The 15,034-nt window shown below is 39.9% G+C and carries 12 protein-coding genes and 2 pseudogenes; 8 read left to right on the plus strand and 6 right to left on the minus strand.

Annotation, left to right across the window (positions count from 1 at the left end; all coding sequences use genetic code 11):
- Positions 1 to 39: 39 nt before the first annotated feature.
- A complete protein-coding gene (locus OIZ54_RS11200) occupies positions 40 to 1,242 on the minus strand; it encodes an MFS transporter (protein WP_264390420.1) in 1,203 nt (400 codons plus the stop codon).
- A gap of 370 nt (positions 1,243 to 1,612) precedes the next feature.
- Between OIZ54_RS11200 and OIZ54_RS20335 the strand changes: the two are divergent.
- The 3 genes and pseudogenes from OIZ54_RS20335 to OIZ54_RS11215 form a co-directional block, all read left to right on the plus strand.
- Positions 1,613 to 2,383 (plus strand): annotated as a pseudogene (locus OIZ54_RS20335) (PAS domain-containing protein); the annotation flags it as partial.
- 105 nt (positions 2,384 to 2,488) lie between these two features.
- A pseudogene (locus tag OIZ54_RS20340) lies at positions 2,489 to 2,914 on the plus strand (methyl-accepting chemotaxis protein); the annotation flags it as partial.
- A gap of 98 nt (positions 2,915 to 3,012) precedes the next feature.
- Positions 3,013 to 5,142: a TonB-dependent receptor plug domain-containing protein gene (locus OIZ54_RS11215; RefSeq protein ID WP_264390421.1), complete on the plus strand. Its 2,130-nt coding sequence runs from the start codon at positions 3,013 to 3,015 to the stop codon at positions 5,140 to 5,142.
- Positions 5,143 to 5,184: 42 nt separating this feature from the next.
- Here the strand turns inward: OIZ54_RS11215 and OIZ54_RS11220 are convergent, their stop codons facing one another.
- The gene (locus tag OIZ54_RS11220) at positions 5,185 to 5,358 is read right to left on the minus strand and encodes a DUF2986 domain-containing protein (RefSeq protein WP_264390422.1); all 174 of its coding nucleotides are present in this window, start codon (positions 5,356 to 5,358) and stop codon (positions 5,185 to 5,187) included.
- A gap of 215 nt (positions 5,359 to 5,573) precedes the next feature.
- Between OIZ54_RS11220 and OIZ54_RS11225 the strand changes: the two genes are divergently transcribed.
- Positions 5,574 to 7,055, plus strand: coding sequence for a dipeptidase (locus OIZ54_RS11225; RefSeq protein WP_264390423.1), 1,482 nt, complete (start codon positions 5,574 to 5,576; stop codon positions 7,053 to 7,055).
- A gap of 74 nt (positions 7,056 to 7,129) precedes the next feature.
- Here the strand turns inward: OIZ54_RS11225 and OIZ54_RS11230 are convergent, their stop codons facing one another.
- A complete protein-coding gene (locus OIZ54_RS11230; protein ID WP_264390424.1) occupies positions 7,130 to 7,915 on the minus strand; it encodes a putative porin in 786 nt (261 codons plus the stop codon).
- Positions 7,916 to 8,153: 238 nt separating this feature from the next.
- Here OIZ54_RS11230 and OIZ54_RS11235 point away from each other — a divergent pair, with 238 nt between their 5' ends.
- The gene (locus tag OIZ54_RS11235) at positions 8,154 to 8,342 is read left to right on the plus strand and encodes a 2TM domain-containing protein (RefSeq protein WP_264390425.1); all 189 of its coding nucleotides are present in this window, start codon (positions 8,154 to 8,156) and stop codon (positions 8,340 to 8,342) included.
- Between the two features lie 58 nt (positions 8,343 to 8,400).
- On the opposite strand, the gene OIZ54_RS11240 is transcribed toward OIZ54_RS11235, so the two are convergent.
- From OIZ54_RS11240 to OIZ54_RS11250, 3 genes are all read right to left on the minus strand, one after another.
- Entirely contained in the window at positions 8,401 to 8,838 is a 438-nt protein-coding gene (locus OIZ54_RS11240; RefSeq protein ID WP_024034256.1) for an OsmC family protein, read from the minus strand.
- A gap of 147 nt (positions 8,839 to 8,985) precedes the next feature.
- Complete coding sequence (locus tag OIZ54_RS11245) at positions 8,986 to 9,123, minus strand: DUF2256 domain-containing protein (protein WP_024034255.1); 138 nt, start codon at positions 9,121 to 9,123, stop codon at positions 8,986 to 8,988.
- A gap of 1 nt (position 9,124) precedes the next feature.
- Positions 9,125 to 10,627 carry a cryptochrome/deoxyribodipyrimidine photo-lyase family protein gene (locus OIZ54_RS11250; RefSeq protein ID WP_264390426.1) on the minus strand — a complete coding sequence of 501 codons (1,503 nt, stop codon included), beginning with the start codon at positions 10,625 to 10,627 and terminating at the stop codon, positions 9,125 to 9,127.
- A gap of 84 nt (positions 10,628 to 10,711) precedes the next feature.
- Between OIZ54_RS11250 and OIZ54_RS11255 the strand changes: the two genes are divergently transcribed.
- The 3 genes from OIZ54_RS11255 to OIZ54_RS11265 all read left to right on the plus strand — a co-directional run bounded on the left by OIZ54_RS11255 (position 10,712) and on the right by OIZ54_RS11265 (position 15,034).
- On the plus strand, positions 10,712 to 11,320 hold the full coding sequence (locus OIZ54_RS11255) for a flavin reductase family protein (RefSeq protein WP_154944808.1): 609 nt from the start codon (positions 10,712 to 10,714) through the stop codon (positions 11,318 to 11,320).
- A gap of 70 nt (positions 11,321 to 11,390) precedes the next feature.
- Positions 11,391 to 13,319, plus strand: coding sequence for an alpha/beta hydrolase family protein (locus OIZ54_RS11260; RefSeq protein ID WP_264390427.1), 1,929 nt, complete (start codon positions 11,391 to 11,393; stop codon positions 13,317 to 13,319).
- A gap of 260 nt (positions 13,320 to 13,579) precedes the next feature.
- Complete coding sequence (locus tag OIZ54_RS11265) at positions 13,580 to 15,034, plus strand: ATP-binding protein (RefSeq protein ID WP_264390428.1); 1,455 nt, start codon at positions 13,580 to 13,582, stop codon at positions 15,032 to 15,034.

Genomic DNA, 15,034 nt, shown 5'->3' on the forward strand with positions numbered 1-15,034 from the left:
AAAGAGCGGCTAATTGTATTAGCCGCTCTTTTTATATGCTTAACACGTTTGTGCTGTGGGTTGTTGTTTATTAAGTTGCAAGTAGCTTAAAAACCACATTACTAAGCCGCCTAAAAACAACGCCGCTGCGACATAACCTGTTTGGTTAGGCGCTGCACCTTGTGCAATAACAGCCCCGCCAACCCAAGGGCCGATAGCATTTGCGGTGTTAAATGCGCATTGTACTAATGCACCAATCATTGCATGGCCCTCTGGGGCTACATCCATTAGTAAAGATTGAATAAGCGTTGCCAAACCCACACTGCAACCAATAAAAAATATAACCGCATAAAGCATCCAAATATTGTAACTTGCGCTAACGTAGGCAATTGCAAATACGATGGTGCACACCAGTGCAAGGCCTGTGGTTTTAATGGCAGATTTATCGGCCGCTTTGCCTAATACGTAATTACCTAACGTACAACCAATACCAAACATCACCATAGCGATAGAAATAGTGTAAGGGGCTGTTTTAGTTACATCTAAAATTGTATCGGCAATGTATGTATAAATACAAAACACGCCGCCAAAGCCAATAATAACAATACCTAAAATAGACCACACCAGTTTATTTTTAAGTACGCCAAACTCGTTAAGTAAGTTAGATGGCTTAGCGTTATCAATATTTGGCACTACTTTGTATACAAATATAAACGCAATAAACGCTAAAACCGCAGCGCCACCTAAGCAATAACGCCAGCTTAGGTTTTGCCCCACCAAGGTAACAATAGGCACGCCTACGATGGTTGCAATGGTTAAGCCCATAAATACTTTTGACATAAAGCTCGCGCGTTTACCCGAAGGGGCAATATCGGAGGCAAGCAAAATAGCGGCACCAAAGTAAGCGCCGTGAGGTAAGCCACTTAAAAAGCGAAAAATAACGAGCTGCTCTAATGAGGTTGCTAATGCACTCAAACCATTAGAAATACACATTAGGCTTAAAAAAATCAGCAAAGCTTTGCGTTTTCGCATATTGGCCGTTGTAAGCATTAATACCGGCGCGCCTACCACAACACCAATAGCATAGGCGCTAATTGCATAGCCACTTTGCGAAGGGGTTGAGCCAAACGTTTCACTGATCAGCGGCAGCATAGGCATCATTGAAAATTCTGATAATCCTAAAATAAACGTACCTAGTGCTAACACTAATAAAATAGCAGCTTTATTTAACTGATTAGATGCCGACGCAACATCTGCACTCATAGAAGATCCTTTAACTTTGATTTTAAAAATAGTGAATAGCCACACATTAACTGTGTGGAGAGTAAACATATATTAGGTGTGGAGTGTGTCAGTGAGATGGCTATTTTAAGTTAAAAAGTGTACTGCGTCATGTATAAAAAATAGTATTTTTGGCTTGTTTTACTTTTGTTAACTATCAAAAAGTGCTACTTATTAGATTAATTTATAAAAAGTTTTTACAAAGCAGCTCACTAGCAAGTGTTTAATTGCTCGCAGAAAAACTAAAAAACACCTATATTTACAAAGTTGTTACATTTATTGCTAGCTTACATATTATTTTTATATTTGTTTGTTATTGTCATCCTATTATTATTCCCTAAAGGTTTAACACATGTTTGGTCTACGAAAAGATAACGCCAAAGTTGAAGAATTGGAACGTCAACTCAATGAAAGTAAATCATTACTATCCGCTATTTATAACCATGTAGCGTATATTGAATTTACACCCGAGGGAAAAATTTTAGACGCTAATGATCTTTTTTTAGATACCGTAGGCTACAAAAGAGAAGAGGTAATAGGCAAGCACCACCGGATTTTTTGCGATTCAGACTACGCTAAGTCGAGTGAGTACGGCCAATTTTGGCAAGCGCTGCAAGGGGCAAACTCAACGAGCGGTACCTTTATGCGCTTTAACGCTAATGGCGAAAAGCTATGGCTAGAGGCTACTTATTTTCCTGTTGAAGTAAACGGGGTGGTTACTAAGGTTATTAAAATAGCGTCGGATATTACAAAAAATTATGTACAGCGAAAATCTCAAGAAGCGCTCACCGAAGCGCTTGATAAGGCGCTGGCTACAATAGAATTTAACCCCGACGGCACCATAATTAAAGCAAATCAAAACTTTTTATCTACGGTGGGTTATTCACTTGCAGAAATAGTTGGCAAACATCACAAAATGTTTTGTACCGACTCTTTTTATCAAAATAACCCTCGGTTTTGGGAAGAGCTAAGCGATGGACAGTTTAAGTCGGGTAAGTTTAAACGCATAACCTCTGATGGCTCGCAAATATGGCTGGAGGCAACTTATAACCCAATTTTAGATAATAAAGGCAAAGTGATAAAAATAGTGAAGTTTGCCTCTAATATTACCGATCGCATAAAAGACAACGAAGCCGTTAGTGAGGCCGCACAAATTGCGTATGAATCGGCGGTGTCGAGTGCGCAAACGGCTAAAAGGGGCTCAGATATATTACATGATGCAATTGCAAACTCAGATGCAATTGTAAGCCAAGTACTTAAATCGGTTGATTTAATTAAAAACCTGAATGAGCAGTCAGCAGTTATCGGCTCTATTGTGTCGACCATAAGCAGTATTGCCGATCAAACTAATTTATTGGCGTTAAATGCAGCCATTGAAGCCGCCCGAGCGGGCGAGTACGGGCGAGGCTTTGCCGTGGTAGCCGATGAAGTTAGGCAGCTTGCAGCAAGCACCAGCAGTTCAACCAACGAAATTGCAACCGTAGTTAAAAACAACCAAGAGCTGACTAACGATATTTCAAAGCAAATCACCTCCGTCTCTGATTCCTCAGAGCAAGGCCGAGAGCTAATAGCGAAAGTCTCAGAAGTAATTCAAGAAATAGAACGCGGCGCAGATGCTGTTTCTGCTACAGTGTCTAAGCTTAACGCGAGTTAAGTGGCAGTAAGTTCTCAAAGTGCGACATTTTGTCGCGCTCTAAACTTGTAACTACATTATATAATTTATGCCATATATAACAGTGGCATAAATTATAAATGGCTCATATTCAACATATCCAACACACTTATTTATTCTCTCCTTTAGCACTTTTATTAACTGGCCTTTTTTCTCCTGCAGTATTTGCAGATGATAACACTTTAGAAATTATTGAAGTGCATGGGCAGGTACACAATAAGCACTTATCGCTTGGTTCGTCAGAGGCAATGCTTAGCAATTTAGGTGTTGATTTTTCGGCTGCGGGCGGGGTGTCTAACTTACCTATTTTAAATGGTTTAATGGGCGATAGAGTAAAAGTACTGATTGATGGCGCAGAGGTTACTGCAGCGTGCGCTAATCAGATGAACCCGCCTCTTTCTTATATATCAGCTAATCAAGTAACGGCTTACAATGTAGTTGCTGGTGTTTCACCTGTAAGTGCTGGTGGCGATAACATTGCAGGTGTAATAAGCGTTAACTCAATTTCACCACAATACAGCGAAAATACTGAGCTTGCATGGCACTCAGGCTATGTCTCGGCTAAGTACAGCAGTGTGGATAATGGCCAAAAACTAGGTTTGGGAGCACGTTTAGCAAGCGATACTGTGAGCCTTAATTACCAAGGCTCGTTTAGCGATGCCAACAGCTACGAAGATGGAAAGGGTAATGTGGTACTTGATACATTATATCGGGCTCAAAACCACAGCCTAACTGGCGCGATACGTGACGATAAACAACAATTTGTGATAAAGCTTACGCATCAAAAAATACCGTATCAGGGTTTTGCTAATCAGTACATGGATATGACTGATAACACCAGTTATGGCGCTATTGCCCAATATAAGCGCAGTTTTGAAAACAGCGAGCTACAAGGACAAGTTAATTGGCACAGCGTTAAACACGAAATGGGTTTTTTTAGTAAAGAAAAAACCGGCATGATGCCCATGAAAACAGATGCAAAAGACATAAGCACACAGCTTAAATGGCGCCTTACACTTGATCAAAATAGCTCATTACTACTTGGACAAGAATATTATAATTACCGCATTGATGATTGGTGGCCAGCGATTGAAGGCTCAACCATGATGGGGCCAAATGATTATATAAATATTAATAACGGTAAGCGTGAGCGTATTGCCTTATTTGCAGAATATGCAAGCCAAATCAATAACAAGCTCTGGTTAAATACGGGTATAAGGGTTGAGCGTGTTAATACACAGGTTGATGAAGTACAAGCCTATAACGATGGCATGATGAATACGGGCAGTATGAGCGCAATGACAACTGCCAATAATGCGCTAGCTGCCAATAACTTTAACAATGCTGATAGAGACAAAACCGACACCTTAGTTGATGTAAATGTACTAGCTAATTATCAAATTACACTTTATGACGAGCTGCAATTAGGCTTGGCCCGTAAAAACCGAGCCCCTAATTTATATGAACGTTACAGTTGGGGTGTAAGTAATATGGCAAGCACTATGATTGGCTGGTACGGCGACGCTAATGGTTATATTGGTAACCCAAACCTCAAAGCCGAAACCGCCCATACCATCAGTGCAACGTATTTAAAAACAGCAAAAAATGATGCGTGGCGGGTAAGTGCTAATGTGTGGTACACCGATGTAAACGACTACATTGATGCAGATATTGTACGTAGTTTTAATAGTTATGGGTTAGCAAACACATCACGTAATATTTTGCAGTTTAGTAATGTTGACGCCACACTTTATGGCGCAAAGCTTGATATAAGTAAGTCTCTTTATCAATCAACACAGTTTGGCGAATGGCAATTAAAAGCAAACATAACGAGCACTCGTGGTAAGCGCCGCGACACTAACCAACCGCTTTATCAAATTAAGCCGTTACATACAGCGCTCTCACTAAGCCAGCAAATAGGATTATTTGAAAATGCGCTGTCGTGGGAGTGGGTAGATACAAAATCACGCCTTGATGTTAACCGCTTAGAAAACCAAACCGTCAGTTACAGCTTAGTTAATATAAGCTCTAAAGCTTCTTTTGATGCGCTTACGCTGGGTATTGAGGTGGTAAACTTATTTGATACGTTTTACCAATTACCCCTAGGCGGGGTAAGTATTGCAGCGCTTAAGCAAGGTAACAGCACGGGGTTTACTCAATTAGCTGGGCAAGGGCGCTCATTTAATATAAGTGCCAGTTACGCATTTTAAACCCATATAAAGCGTTGAGAATAGGTTGCTTGGCGCTTAAGTTTAATCTGATGTTGGCGTAACTTGCTCGGCGTTGGTTGTTTGCTGCGCCTCTAAAGCTAGTTTTTCACGCGCTGCTTTTGATACATACGCCGGTTTATTACTCTTATGCAATTTAGCATTAGCACGTTTATCTTTTTTCTGAAATTTGGTGACAATTTTTTTGCGGCGGTTCATTAGTACTAATACTCTGATTAATTAAGGTCGCGCATTATACAACCAATGCAATGTAAGCCGCTATCTAAATTTAAAGCGCGATTGTTGTAACCCTGCCGCAAAGTGCTATTTAATACTATTGCTTGGCGGTATAATTTAGCTTTAATACCAATTTAATTATTTAAGCGATTTATTATTGCGCATTGGTAGTAATGATTCATACAAAAGGATACGTTTTGAAAAAGTTAGCTTTGCTTTGTAGTGCTTTATTTGCTTTTAGCGCACATGCACAATTACATACAAATATTGATAGTGTTGCCGATTACGCTGTGGATACTTATCAACAATCACAAATTCACACGTTAACTAATTTAGTGGCTTTTCCTACGGTAAATAAAGAGTCGATACCCGCGCCACAAAATCCTGACTTTATTAATTTCAAATCTGTATTAAAAATGAAAGCTGCAGAGCTTGGGTTTGATTACCAAGACCTAGGCTACACCGTGCTTATAGGCATGGGAGATCAAAGCGAAAAGGTTACCGTTGTAACCCACGGAGACGTACAACCTGCCAATGCCAGTAAGTGGAAGCAAAGCCCATTTATTATTGATACCTCAGAGCCTGGAAAATTAGTCGGGCGCGGTACCGAAGACGACAAAGGTGCAATAGCCACCGCACTATACGCCATGAAAGCGATTAAAGATAAAGGCATAGAGCTTAATAACCGCATAGAGCTGATGATTTACCTAGCTGAGGAATCTGACTGGGGCCCGCTTACTGAATTTATGAAAACCTACGAGCAGCCAAAATACGCCGTAACCATTGATGCATCATACCCAGTTGTAGTAGCCGAGAAAGGCTGGAGCTTAATTGCTCCTACTTTTAATGCTACCTCAAAACAAACCGGTATGTATGTGAGTGATTTAGCGGGCGGCGCGTTTAAAAGCCAAATACCAGAAGATGCAAGCTTAGTGCTGCATAACGCAAGCGCTGCAGTTATTAACTCATTAAAAGCTAAAACACTTAGTGAAGTTGAGTTTAACTTTGAAGAGCTAGGTGAAGGCTTAAAAATAACTGTAAAAGGGGTGTCTGCGCACTCATCAGAGCCAGAGTCGGGCGTTAATGCTATTGCACACCTGAGCGAGCTATTTAAAGACGTCGCACTTGAAAATAATAGCGATGGCCAGCTTATAAAATTTGTAAATCAATTAATTGGCTTAGATATTCATGGTAAGCAATTTGGTAATATTGCCTACGAGCATGAATTCATGGGCCCAATGAGCGTAGCCCCTACCGTAATTGAACGCGATGGTAACGCACTAACGTTAGCCATAAACGCGCGCCGCCCAGTTGGTAAAGATGAAAACTTACTTAAAGCGCAAATAAACAGTGCGATTAAGGAATGGGAAACTGCAAATAACGTAACGCTTACTAAAGTCGAGACCATTATTGGTACACCCATGCTGTTAGATAGCGCGCCGCACGCACAAAAGCTGCTCGATATTTTTAAACATTTTACAGGTGACGAAAAAGCTGACTTTGTATCAATAGGTGGCGGCACTAACGCAAAGCTATTTGATAATGCAGTATCGTTTGGCCCTTCAATGCCAGGCAAACGTTATACCGGCCACTCAGAGCATGAATTTATTACGCTTGAGCAATTAGCGCTTAATTTACGTATGTATACCGCAATGATGATAGAGCTAGGTAATATGTAAGCTATAGCTGTTTTAATATAAAAGCCGCCTTATTTAGCTGAAGTGACTCCAGCAAGGCGGCTTTTTTGTATTTACTAAAACTGAGCTACAAAACTGAGATTGTATATATCGTAGTCATCGTTATCGGTGTAATTAGCTGTAAAATAGTAGTTATCGTTAATAAAGTATTTACCTTCAACAACTAAATCTGAGTCGTATAAGCCAACGCCAACTGCAACATGCTTATTAAAGTAATAATTTGCCAACACATTAAAAATTGAATCATCGCCAGCATCGAGATAGTCAGCATTTATAGTAAAGTAGCGTTCATCGTAAAGGTGAGCAAAGTAACGTGATGATAAGTCCCACGACTCTATTTCATCATCCGTCTCAACAGTAAAACCAATGTAGTCGGTGTCATTAATTTGGTGATTATATTGCGCTTTAAATAAATAAACTGTGTCACCATATTCGTAATCTACCATGCGTGCAGATACTTTTAACGAATCAGCAAATAAGTAACCTATGCCAAGTGAATAGGTATCAGTATCGCCAATATTAGGCAGCTCTATGGTTGCAAAAGCATTACCGTAAAAGCCTTCTCCAAAAATCCCTTTTCTACTAAAACCATCTGAATTAAAGTAATTTAAGCCTATATTACTATCTGTATCTAGGTAGCCATAATCATCCCACACTCCCGAGCTTTGTTGCTCTTCAAAGTAATAATGCGTAGATAATCCGTACACATTATCGCTGTAATAGCGTGAATCAATTTTTGCGTAGTTAATTGTATTAAACCATTGCTTTGATGCTGATTGTTCGGCGTTTACTGACGGCGCACAGCTAAGTGCAAGCAAAGAGAGTGGTATTAAGTAGCGCATAAGTATCCTTTCTTATAATTAAATAGGTGTATCTAGAAAATGTATTATATTAAATGCCCTTTAAAATACATTTAAATAATTGTAAGTAACTGTATGTTTGTATAAATATTTGTAGAGATGCGCTTGAAGGGGCCGCTATAAATTTATGACTAATGTCATATTAACTGATGACAAATGGCACCTTTCAGGCTTTAAAATTAAGGCAATAATAACCTTACATTTTAAGAGGAGAGCAAACATGAATACACCAGCATTTTTTGATATTTTAAAACGTTACTTTGTGGCTTTGGTATTTTTGACCGCGATAAACTTAATTACATCGCCAAATAATTTATGGGTAGTTTGGCCTGCTTTAGGGATGGGTATAGCACTGCTAAATGAGTTATTAAACTCAAATAACTCAAAAAGGGTTAGGGATGAGTGTTAAGCCAAGTAACAGGTTACCTGGCTTAACGCGTAAAACCGTAAGGTTTAAAAATTACGTTTTATGCGGTTGAGTCGAGCGTTGCGTTTAGGGAGATTTCTGTATTAAGTAGCTTTGAAATAGGGCAGCTTTTTTTAGTTTGCTCACACAATGCCTGAAATTGCTCGTTAGCAATATCATTAATACGTGCTTTTACTTCAAGCGCTATATGGGTGACTGCAAAGCCGTCATCAACCTCATCAAGGCTTACGGTGGCTTTAGTATCAATTTTATCGGCTTTAAAACCGGCATCGCCAAGTGCAAGCGAAAGCGCCATACTAAAGCAGGCACTGTGCGCAGCTCCCACTAATTCTTCTGGGTTAGAACCAGGCTCGTCTTCAAAGCGAGTATTAAAACCAAATGGTTGTTTATCAAGTGCGCCGCTTTGTGTAGAAATACTGCCTTTACCTGTTTTAATATCGCCTGACCAAGTTGAGTTTGCCGTTTTTTTAATCGTCATCATCTTCTCCTTGCATTGCATGTAAGCTTTTCAGGCTGAGTAAGTGCTATTTACATAAAACACCTAAATACAGCCTTAAAAGCCGAGTTATTCATACCATTGCAAAATAGACGCCAGCTCACGCATAGCTTAAAGGATTAATACCTTTTACTTTTTATTACGTTTACAGCGCTCTGAGCAGTAAATAACGTTATCCCAATCGCGCTGCCATTTTTTACGCCACGCAAAAGGCTTGTTGCAAACAGGGCACATTTTTTGTGGTAAGTGACTTTTTTTATGTGCCATATTAATTACTTTTTGCGGTGTTTTTGTGTGTACGAGTAAGCCCTACATGCTTTTTTAATATGTTAGGAATTGCACGTTTAACATCGGCGCGCTCGCGATATTGCCATAAACGTTCGCGCGCTTGTTTGGAGGCTTGAGTTAAATCAAGCATTGGCTCGGGGTAGTCTTCACCAAGTTTAAAGTCGTTAAACAGCGCTTCCATTGGTGTTTGTTGCCAAGGCTCGTGTAAATATTCTATCGGCAGCTTTTCAAGTTCGGGGCACCATTTTTTAATAAAGGCGCCGGTTGGGTCTTGATCTTCAGATTGCTTAATTGGGTTGTAATGCCTAATGGTGTTAATACCCGTAACTGAGGCCTGCATTTGTATTTGTGGGTAATGAATGCCAGGTTCAAAGTCTAAAAAGTAATTTGCCAAAGGTAAGCTTGCCTGCTGCCAGCTTATATTTAAATGATGCGTTACGAAGCTAACCAACATAGCGCGCATTCTAAAATTAATATAGCCCGTGGTTTTTAAGCAGCGCATGCAGGCATCAATAATGGGTATACCCGTTTGGCCTTGTGCCCAGCGCTCAATATCGTGTTGTACGTTGTCATCGTTTCTATATGGGAACTGATGATACCCCGCATTGAGCGCTTTAAACTCCATCGTACTCTCACTTTCAAATTTTTGCATAAAATGGCAGTGCCAATGCAAACGCGATACAAATGCAGCAAGCGGACGCTTCCAGCCTTTTTTGCTTGGGTGTTTTGCATGGTATGCATCAATAGCCATTTGGTACACCTGTTTAAGGCTAATATTACCCCACGCTAAATAAGGCGAAAGCCTAGAGCAATGAATACGGCTTAAGCTGGGGCTAGATATGCCTTTTTGATATCCCTTACCGCGCTCAGCAAAAAAGCTTTGCAATATTGTGTGCGCAGTTAAAGGCCCACCTACTTGAAAGTTGTCGTCATTTTGCGTGTAGCTGTCGGGCAATTTAGGTGTTTGGTAGTTATTAAGTGTAATGGTTTTTATGTTTTTCCAATTAGGAATAGCAATAGGGGCCTGCATTGTTTGTTGCCAGCGTGAGTTCCAGTCTTTACGGTTTTTTTTGCCGCGAATAACGCCGCCCGTTTGTGACTCAAGCCAGTTAACTTTGTTAGCTTTACACCATATAGCAACGGCTTTATCGCGCTCAAAAGTATTGTTTAAGCCAATTTCTTGATGGCTAAATATGTTTGCTATTTGGTATGTCTGATTAAGCGTGTTTAACAGTGTCAGCATGTTTTGGTTAAAAATATACAGTGTTGCTTTGTAGCGAGTTAGCTGCTGATTTATTTCGCCTATTGATTGATAAACAAAACGCCAATGGCGCGCATTATAATGTGCATCCTCAAGCATTAGTGGCTCAAAGTTGTATAGCAGTAACGTGGGTAAATCATCACTAAATGCATTTTTAAGTGGTTGATGGTCGCTAAGGCGTAAATCGCGTTTAAACCACACTATGTTTATTTTTTTGCGCATATTTAAAAAAGTGGCTGCAGTTATGAAATACTGTACGCAATAAAGCGCTTTTACGATTTGCAGTACGACGCATAAAGGAAAATTATGTTTTTAGATTTAACGCAAAGCACGCAGCACAATGTTTACTCGTATTTAGTGGGGGGTATTAGCCCGCGTCCTATTGCTTGGGTAAGCACACTTAGTAAGGAGGGGATTGCTAATATTGCCCCGTACTCTTTTTTTACAGTGGCCAGTTGTAACCCGCCAGTGCTGAGCGTGACCCAAGTAAACCCACGCGACAAAGCCAATAAAGACACGCTTTTAAACCTTCAAGCCACTAACAATTGCGTGGTTAATATTGTTAGTGAAGAGCTAGTAGAGAAAATGAATCAAAGCTGCGCTAATTATCCACATAATGTGAGTGAATTTGAGGCGGCAAATATTGAAACAATCGCCAGTACACACGTAACATCTCCAGGCGCCGCAGCGGCTAAAGTAAGATACGAGTGCACCTTAAGAGACGTTATTCAGATAAGCGACGAACCAGGTGGCGGCAAGGTTATGCTACTCAACGTGGTGGGAATTTATATTGACGATAACGTGTTAGTGAATGGCTATATAGATCCCACGCGATTAAACAGCGTAGGTAAAATGGGTGGAGACTACTTTAGCTCTACTAAAGATAAATTTGTACTAAAGCGGCCACAATTGTAAAATAACAGATTAACTTTATACACTTACTGTTAACTCATTAAGCGTTACTTATAAAAAAAATGGATATTGAATGTCTAAACTTTACCTCACTTTAGTATTTGCCCTACTTAGTTTTAGCTGCCTATCAGCCTCTGATAAAAAGCTACCCATAGAAGCGTTTGCAGGCTTAAAAAGCATAAGCCAAGTTAGGCTCTCACCAGATGGAAATAACATTGCGTATGTTAGAAACCTTGATGGCGATTTAGTTTTAATGGTGCAAAGCCTTACAACAGGCAAGGGCAAGCCGATTATTAAATCGGATAACCACACTGTATTTTTTGACTGGTTTAGTTGGGCAAATAATGATGTTTTGTTATTGGGCGCACGATACATTAAATATCAATTTGGTGGGGTTAAGTATGCGTCTACATTAATGTATTCGTATAATCTAAGTGATGATAAAGGAATAAAACTGGCGTTTAGAGCAAACAACACGCGTGATGAAAAGCAGCCTCAGTTTTCTGACCGAATTATTAGCTTTTTACCGGAGCAAGAAAATAAAATACTCGTGCAGGGCGACTTTAAAATTGCCAATACCCCAGCTGTGTATGAACTTGACCTAACTACCTTACGCAAAAAACAAATACAACGTGCTCGTGCAGATGTAACCAGTTGGTTTGCTGATAGACAAGGCAAGGTTCGTATTGCTAAAAAAATGGATGAAACACAATTTACTTACGAGCTGTACAACGAGCAAAATGAGTCGTGGCAAACACTATTTAGCTACGAAGTATTTAGTGAGCAAAGCATTTCGATACTTGGCTTTGATAAAGACCCTAACTTTTTATACATCACTGCGCTACATGAAGGGCGTGATGCATTATTTAAGCTTAATCTATCAACTAACAAACGTGAGCTCATTTTTAGCGACGACAAGTACGATGTCGATGGCGATATTTTTTACTCCCGTAAAACTGGCGAAGTGGCAGGCTTTACGCATTCGCATTTAGAAGATGGTATTGCGTATTGGGATGAAGACTTAGACAAGCTACATCGCTCTTTACGAGCATCACTACCTAAAGATTCATTTGAAATGGATATTGTTAGCACCAGCGACGATCAGCAAAAATATGTACTGTATGTCAGCTCAGATAAAACATCAGGCGCCTACATGTTAGGTGACAGAAAGCGAGGTGATTTAACATTTTTTGCAGACGTTTACCCACACATTAACGAAAGCGTATACGCCGGTAAAGAGCACATCAGCTATAAAGCACGTGACGGGCTTATTATAGAAGGCTACTTAACGCTGCCTGTTGGCTATGAGAAAGGCGATAAGTTACCCACTATTATATTTCCACATGGTGGGCCTATGGCGCGAGACTATGCAGGCTTTGACTATTGGACTGCGCTACTGGCATATAATGGTTATGCCGTGTTACAGCCTAACTTTCGTGGCTCAAGCGGTTATGGTTATGACTTTTTAATGCAGTCGATCCAAGGTTTTGGTTTAGCCATGCAAGATGACTTACAAGATGGAGCTAACTGGTTAATAGACCAAGGGATTGCTCAGGCTGATAAAATTTGTATTGGTGGCGCAAGCTACGGTGGGTATGCCGCCTTAATGGCTGTTATTAAACACCCTGAAACATTTAAATGTGCGGCAAGTTTTGCAGGGGTAACTGACCTTGAGCATATTGTGAGTAAAGCCCGCCACTTTACAAACAAAGACATAGTACGAAAACAGTTTGGAACAAATAGCGATAAGTTAGAGGCCAATTCGCCGGTCAATTTTGCTAAATCAATCAACAAACCTGTTTTACTTGTGCATGGTAGCGACGACAGTGTTGTCCCTATTTACCATAGTAGAGAAATGGAAGATGAACTAGATGACGAAGATAAAGATGTTACTTACATTGAGCTAGAAGATGGCGATCATTACTTGTCCTATCAGCCGCATAGAATTAAAACGTTACAAGCGTTTCTCGATTTTTTTGATAAGCATTTAAAAAACGATTAATAACAAAGGCGACTTAGGTCGCCTTTTTTGAGCGTAATTTTTTTATAATGCACATTGTTTGCACTTTTACTTGTTAACGTTATACGTTGTTATTAAAGGCGCTATTTATAAGTCGCTATAATAGAACATGCAATTAATACAATTGTTATTACAGGCTATTCTTAAAAGTGCTTAGAGCTTTTAAAAATACGTTTTAGCAGTAAAAAATACGCAATAAATAACAGCTCAAATGCTTTTAGAGTCAGGTTTATAAAAAATAAATGAAAATTCATAACAAACTTTTTTTAATATTATTTAGCTTCACCTTTAGCATTATTGCGGGGCTAGTTGTGCTTATTCAGTACAGTATTGGCCAAGGTATTATTGATTTTGTAAACGCCAAAGAAGTAAAAGCATTAGAGCCATTAGCGGTACAGCTGGCTAATAAATACGCGCAAACTCCCTCGTGGGATAAAATTATAGGTAACGATCAGCGCTTTTTAAGGTTGGTTGAATCGCAATTGCAATCAAGCCAGTTTTTACCTAGTTTACGCGATATGCCACAGCGCCCAGAAATTCGCGGCGAACGCAGACCCAGACCCCCACAGCATATGGAGCAACGAGATCGACGTCCACCGCCCGAGCATGCCGCGCACTATGCACTACTGGATGAAAACCAGCAGCGTATTTTTGGTAAATTATTTGAGGATTTAAAGTACATTAAAACGCCCATAGAGCTTGAAGGTAAAACAATTGCTTACCTTGCTGTTTCAAAAAGAAAAAGCCTAGCAGATGGGTACGAGCTGGATTTTTTAAAGCAACAAACTAACTATTTATGGCTTATTGCGTTAACCGCAGGGCTACTTACCTTAATGTTGTCTTTTTTACTGGCAAGGCATTTAGTTGGCCCTGTAAAGCAAATAGCCAGTGGTATGCATAAGCTAACCAAAGGGCAGTACAGCACCAAACTTTTATTAGATAGAAAAGACGAGCTGGGCCAGCTTAGTGAAGATTTTAACACTTTGGCCTTTACGCTCGCTAAAGATGAGCAAGTACGTAAACGCTGGTTAGCTAATATTTCTCATGAACTAAGAACGCCAATGAGCATTTTACTCGGTGAGCTCGAAGCTATGTTGCTTGGGATACGTGAACCAAATAATAAAAATATTAGTTCTGCTAACGATGAAGCGCTGCATTTAAAACGCTTGATTGACGACCTGCACATGTTAAACAGCGCAGAACTAGGCGGCATGCATTACACCATGCAACCTACCGACGTAGGCTTTTTACTTAACTCCATAGAGCAAAAGTATCACGTTATTTTTGAGCAGCACGCTATTAATTTTTACCTTCTTAATAGTGCTAACAACACCACAGTAAACGCAGATAAAACACGTATACTGCAATTGCTAGATAATATATTAATGAATGCGGTGCATTACGCCCAGTGCTCAACTATTTCTTTAAGTGCCAATAACGTAAATATTAAAGGCCAAGCCTATTTAGAGCTTATAATAGAGGACAACGGGATAGGCGTTGAGCAAACGCATTTATCGCACTTGTTTGAATATTTATACCGTGTAGACAGCTCTCGCAATCGCCAAGAGGGTGGCTCTGGTTTAGGTTTGTCTATTTGTCAGCATATTGTTAAAGGTCATAATGGCGAAATATCAGCCGAAAAAGCCAGTATTGGCGGGCTTGGCATTGTTATTAAATTACCCTTATTAGTTCAGTAG

It is taken from the genome of Pseudoalteromonas sp. A3 (assembly GCF_025942345.1).
Lineage (GTDB): Bacteria > Pseudomonadota > Gammaproteobacteria > Enterobacterales > Alteromonadaceae > Pseudoalteromonas > Pseudoalteromonas atlantica.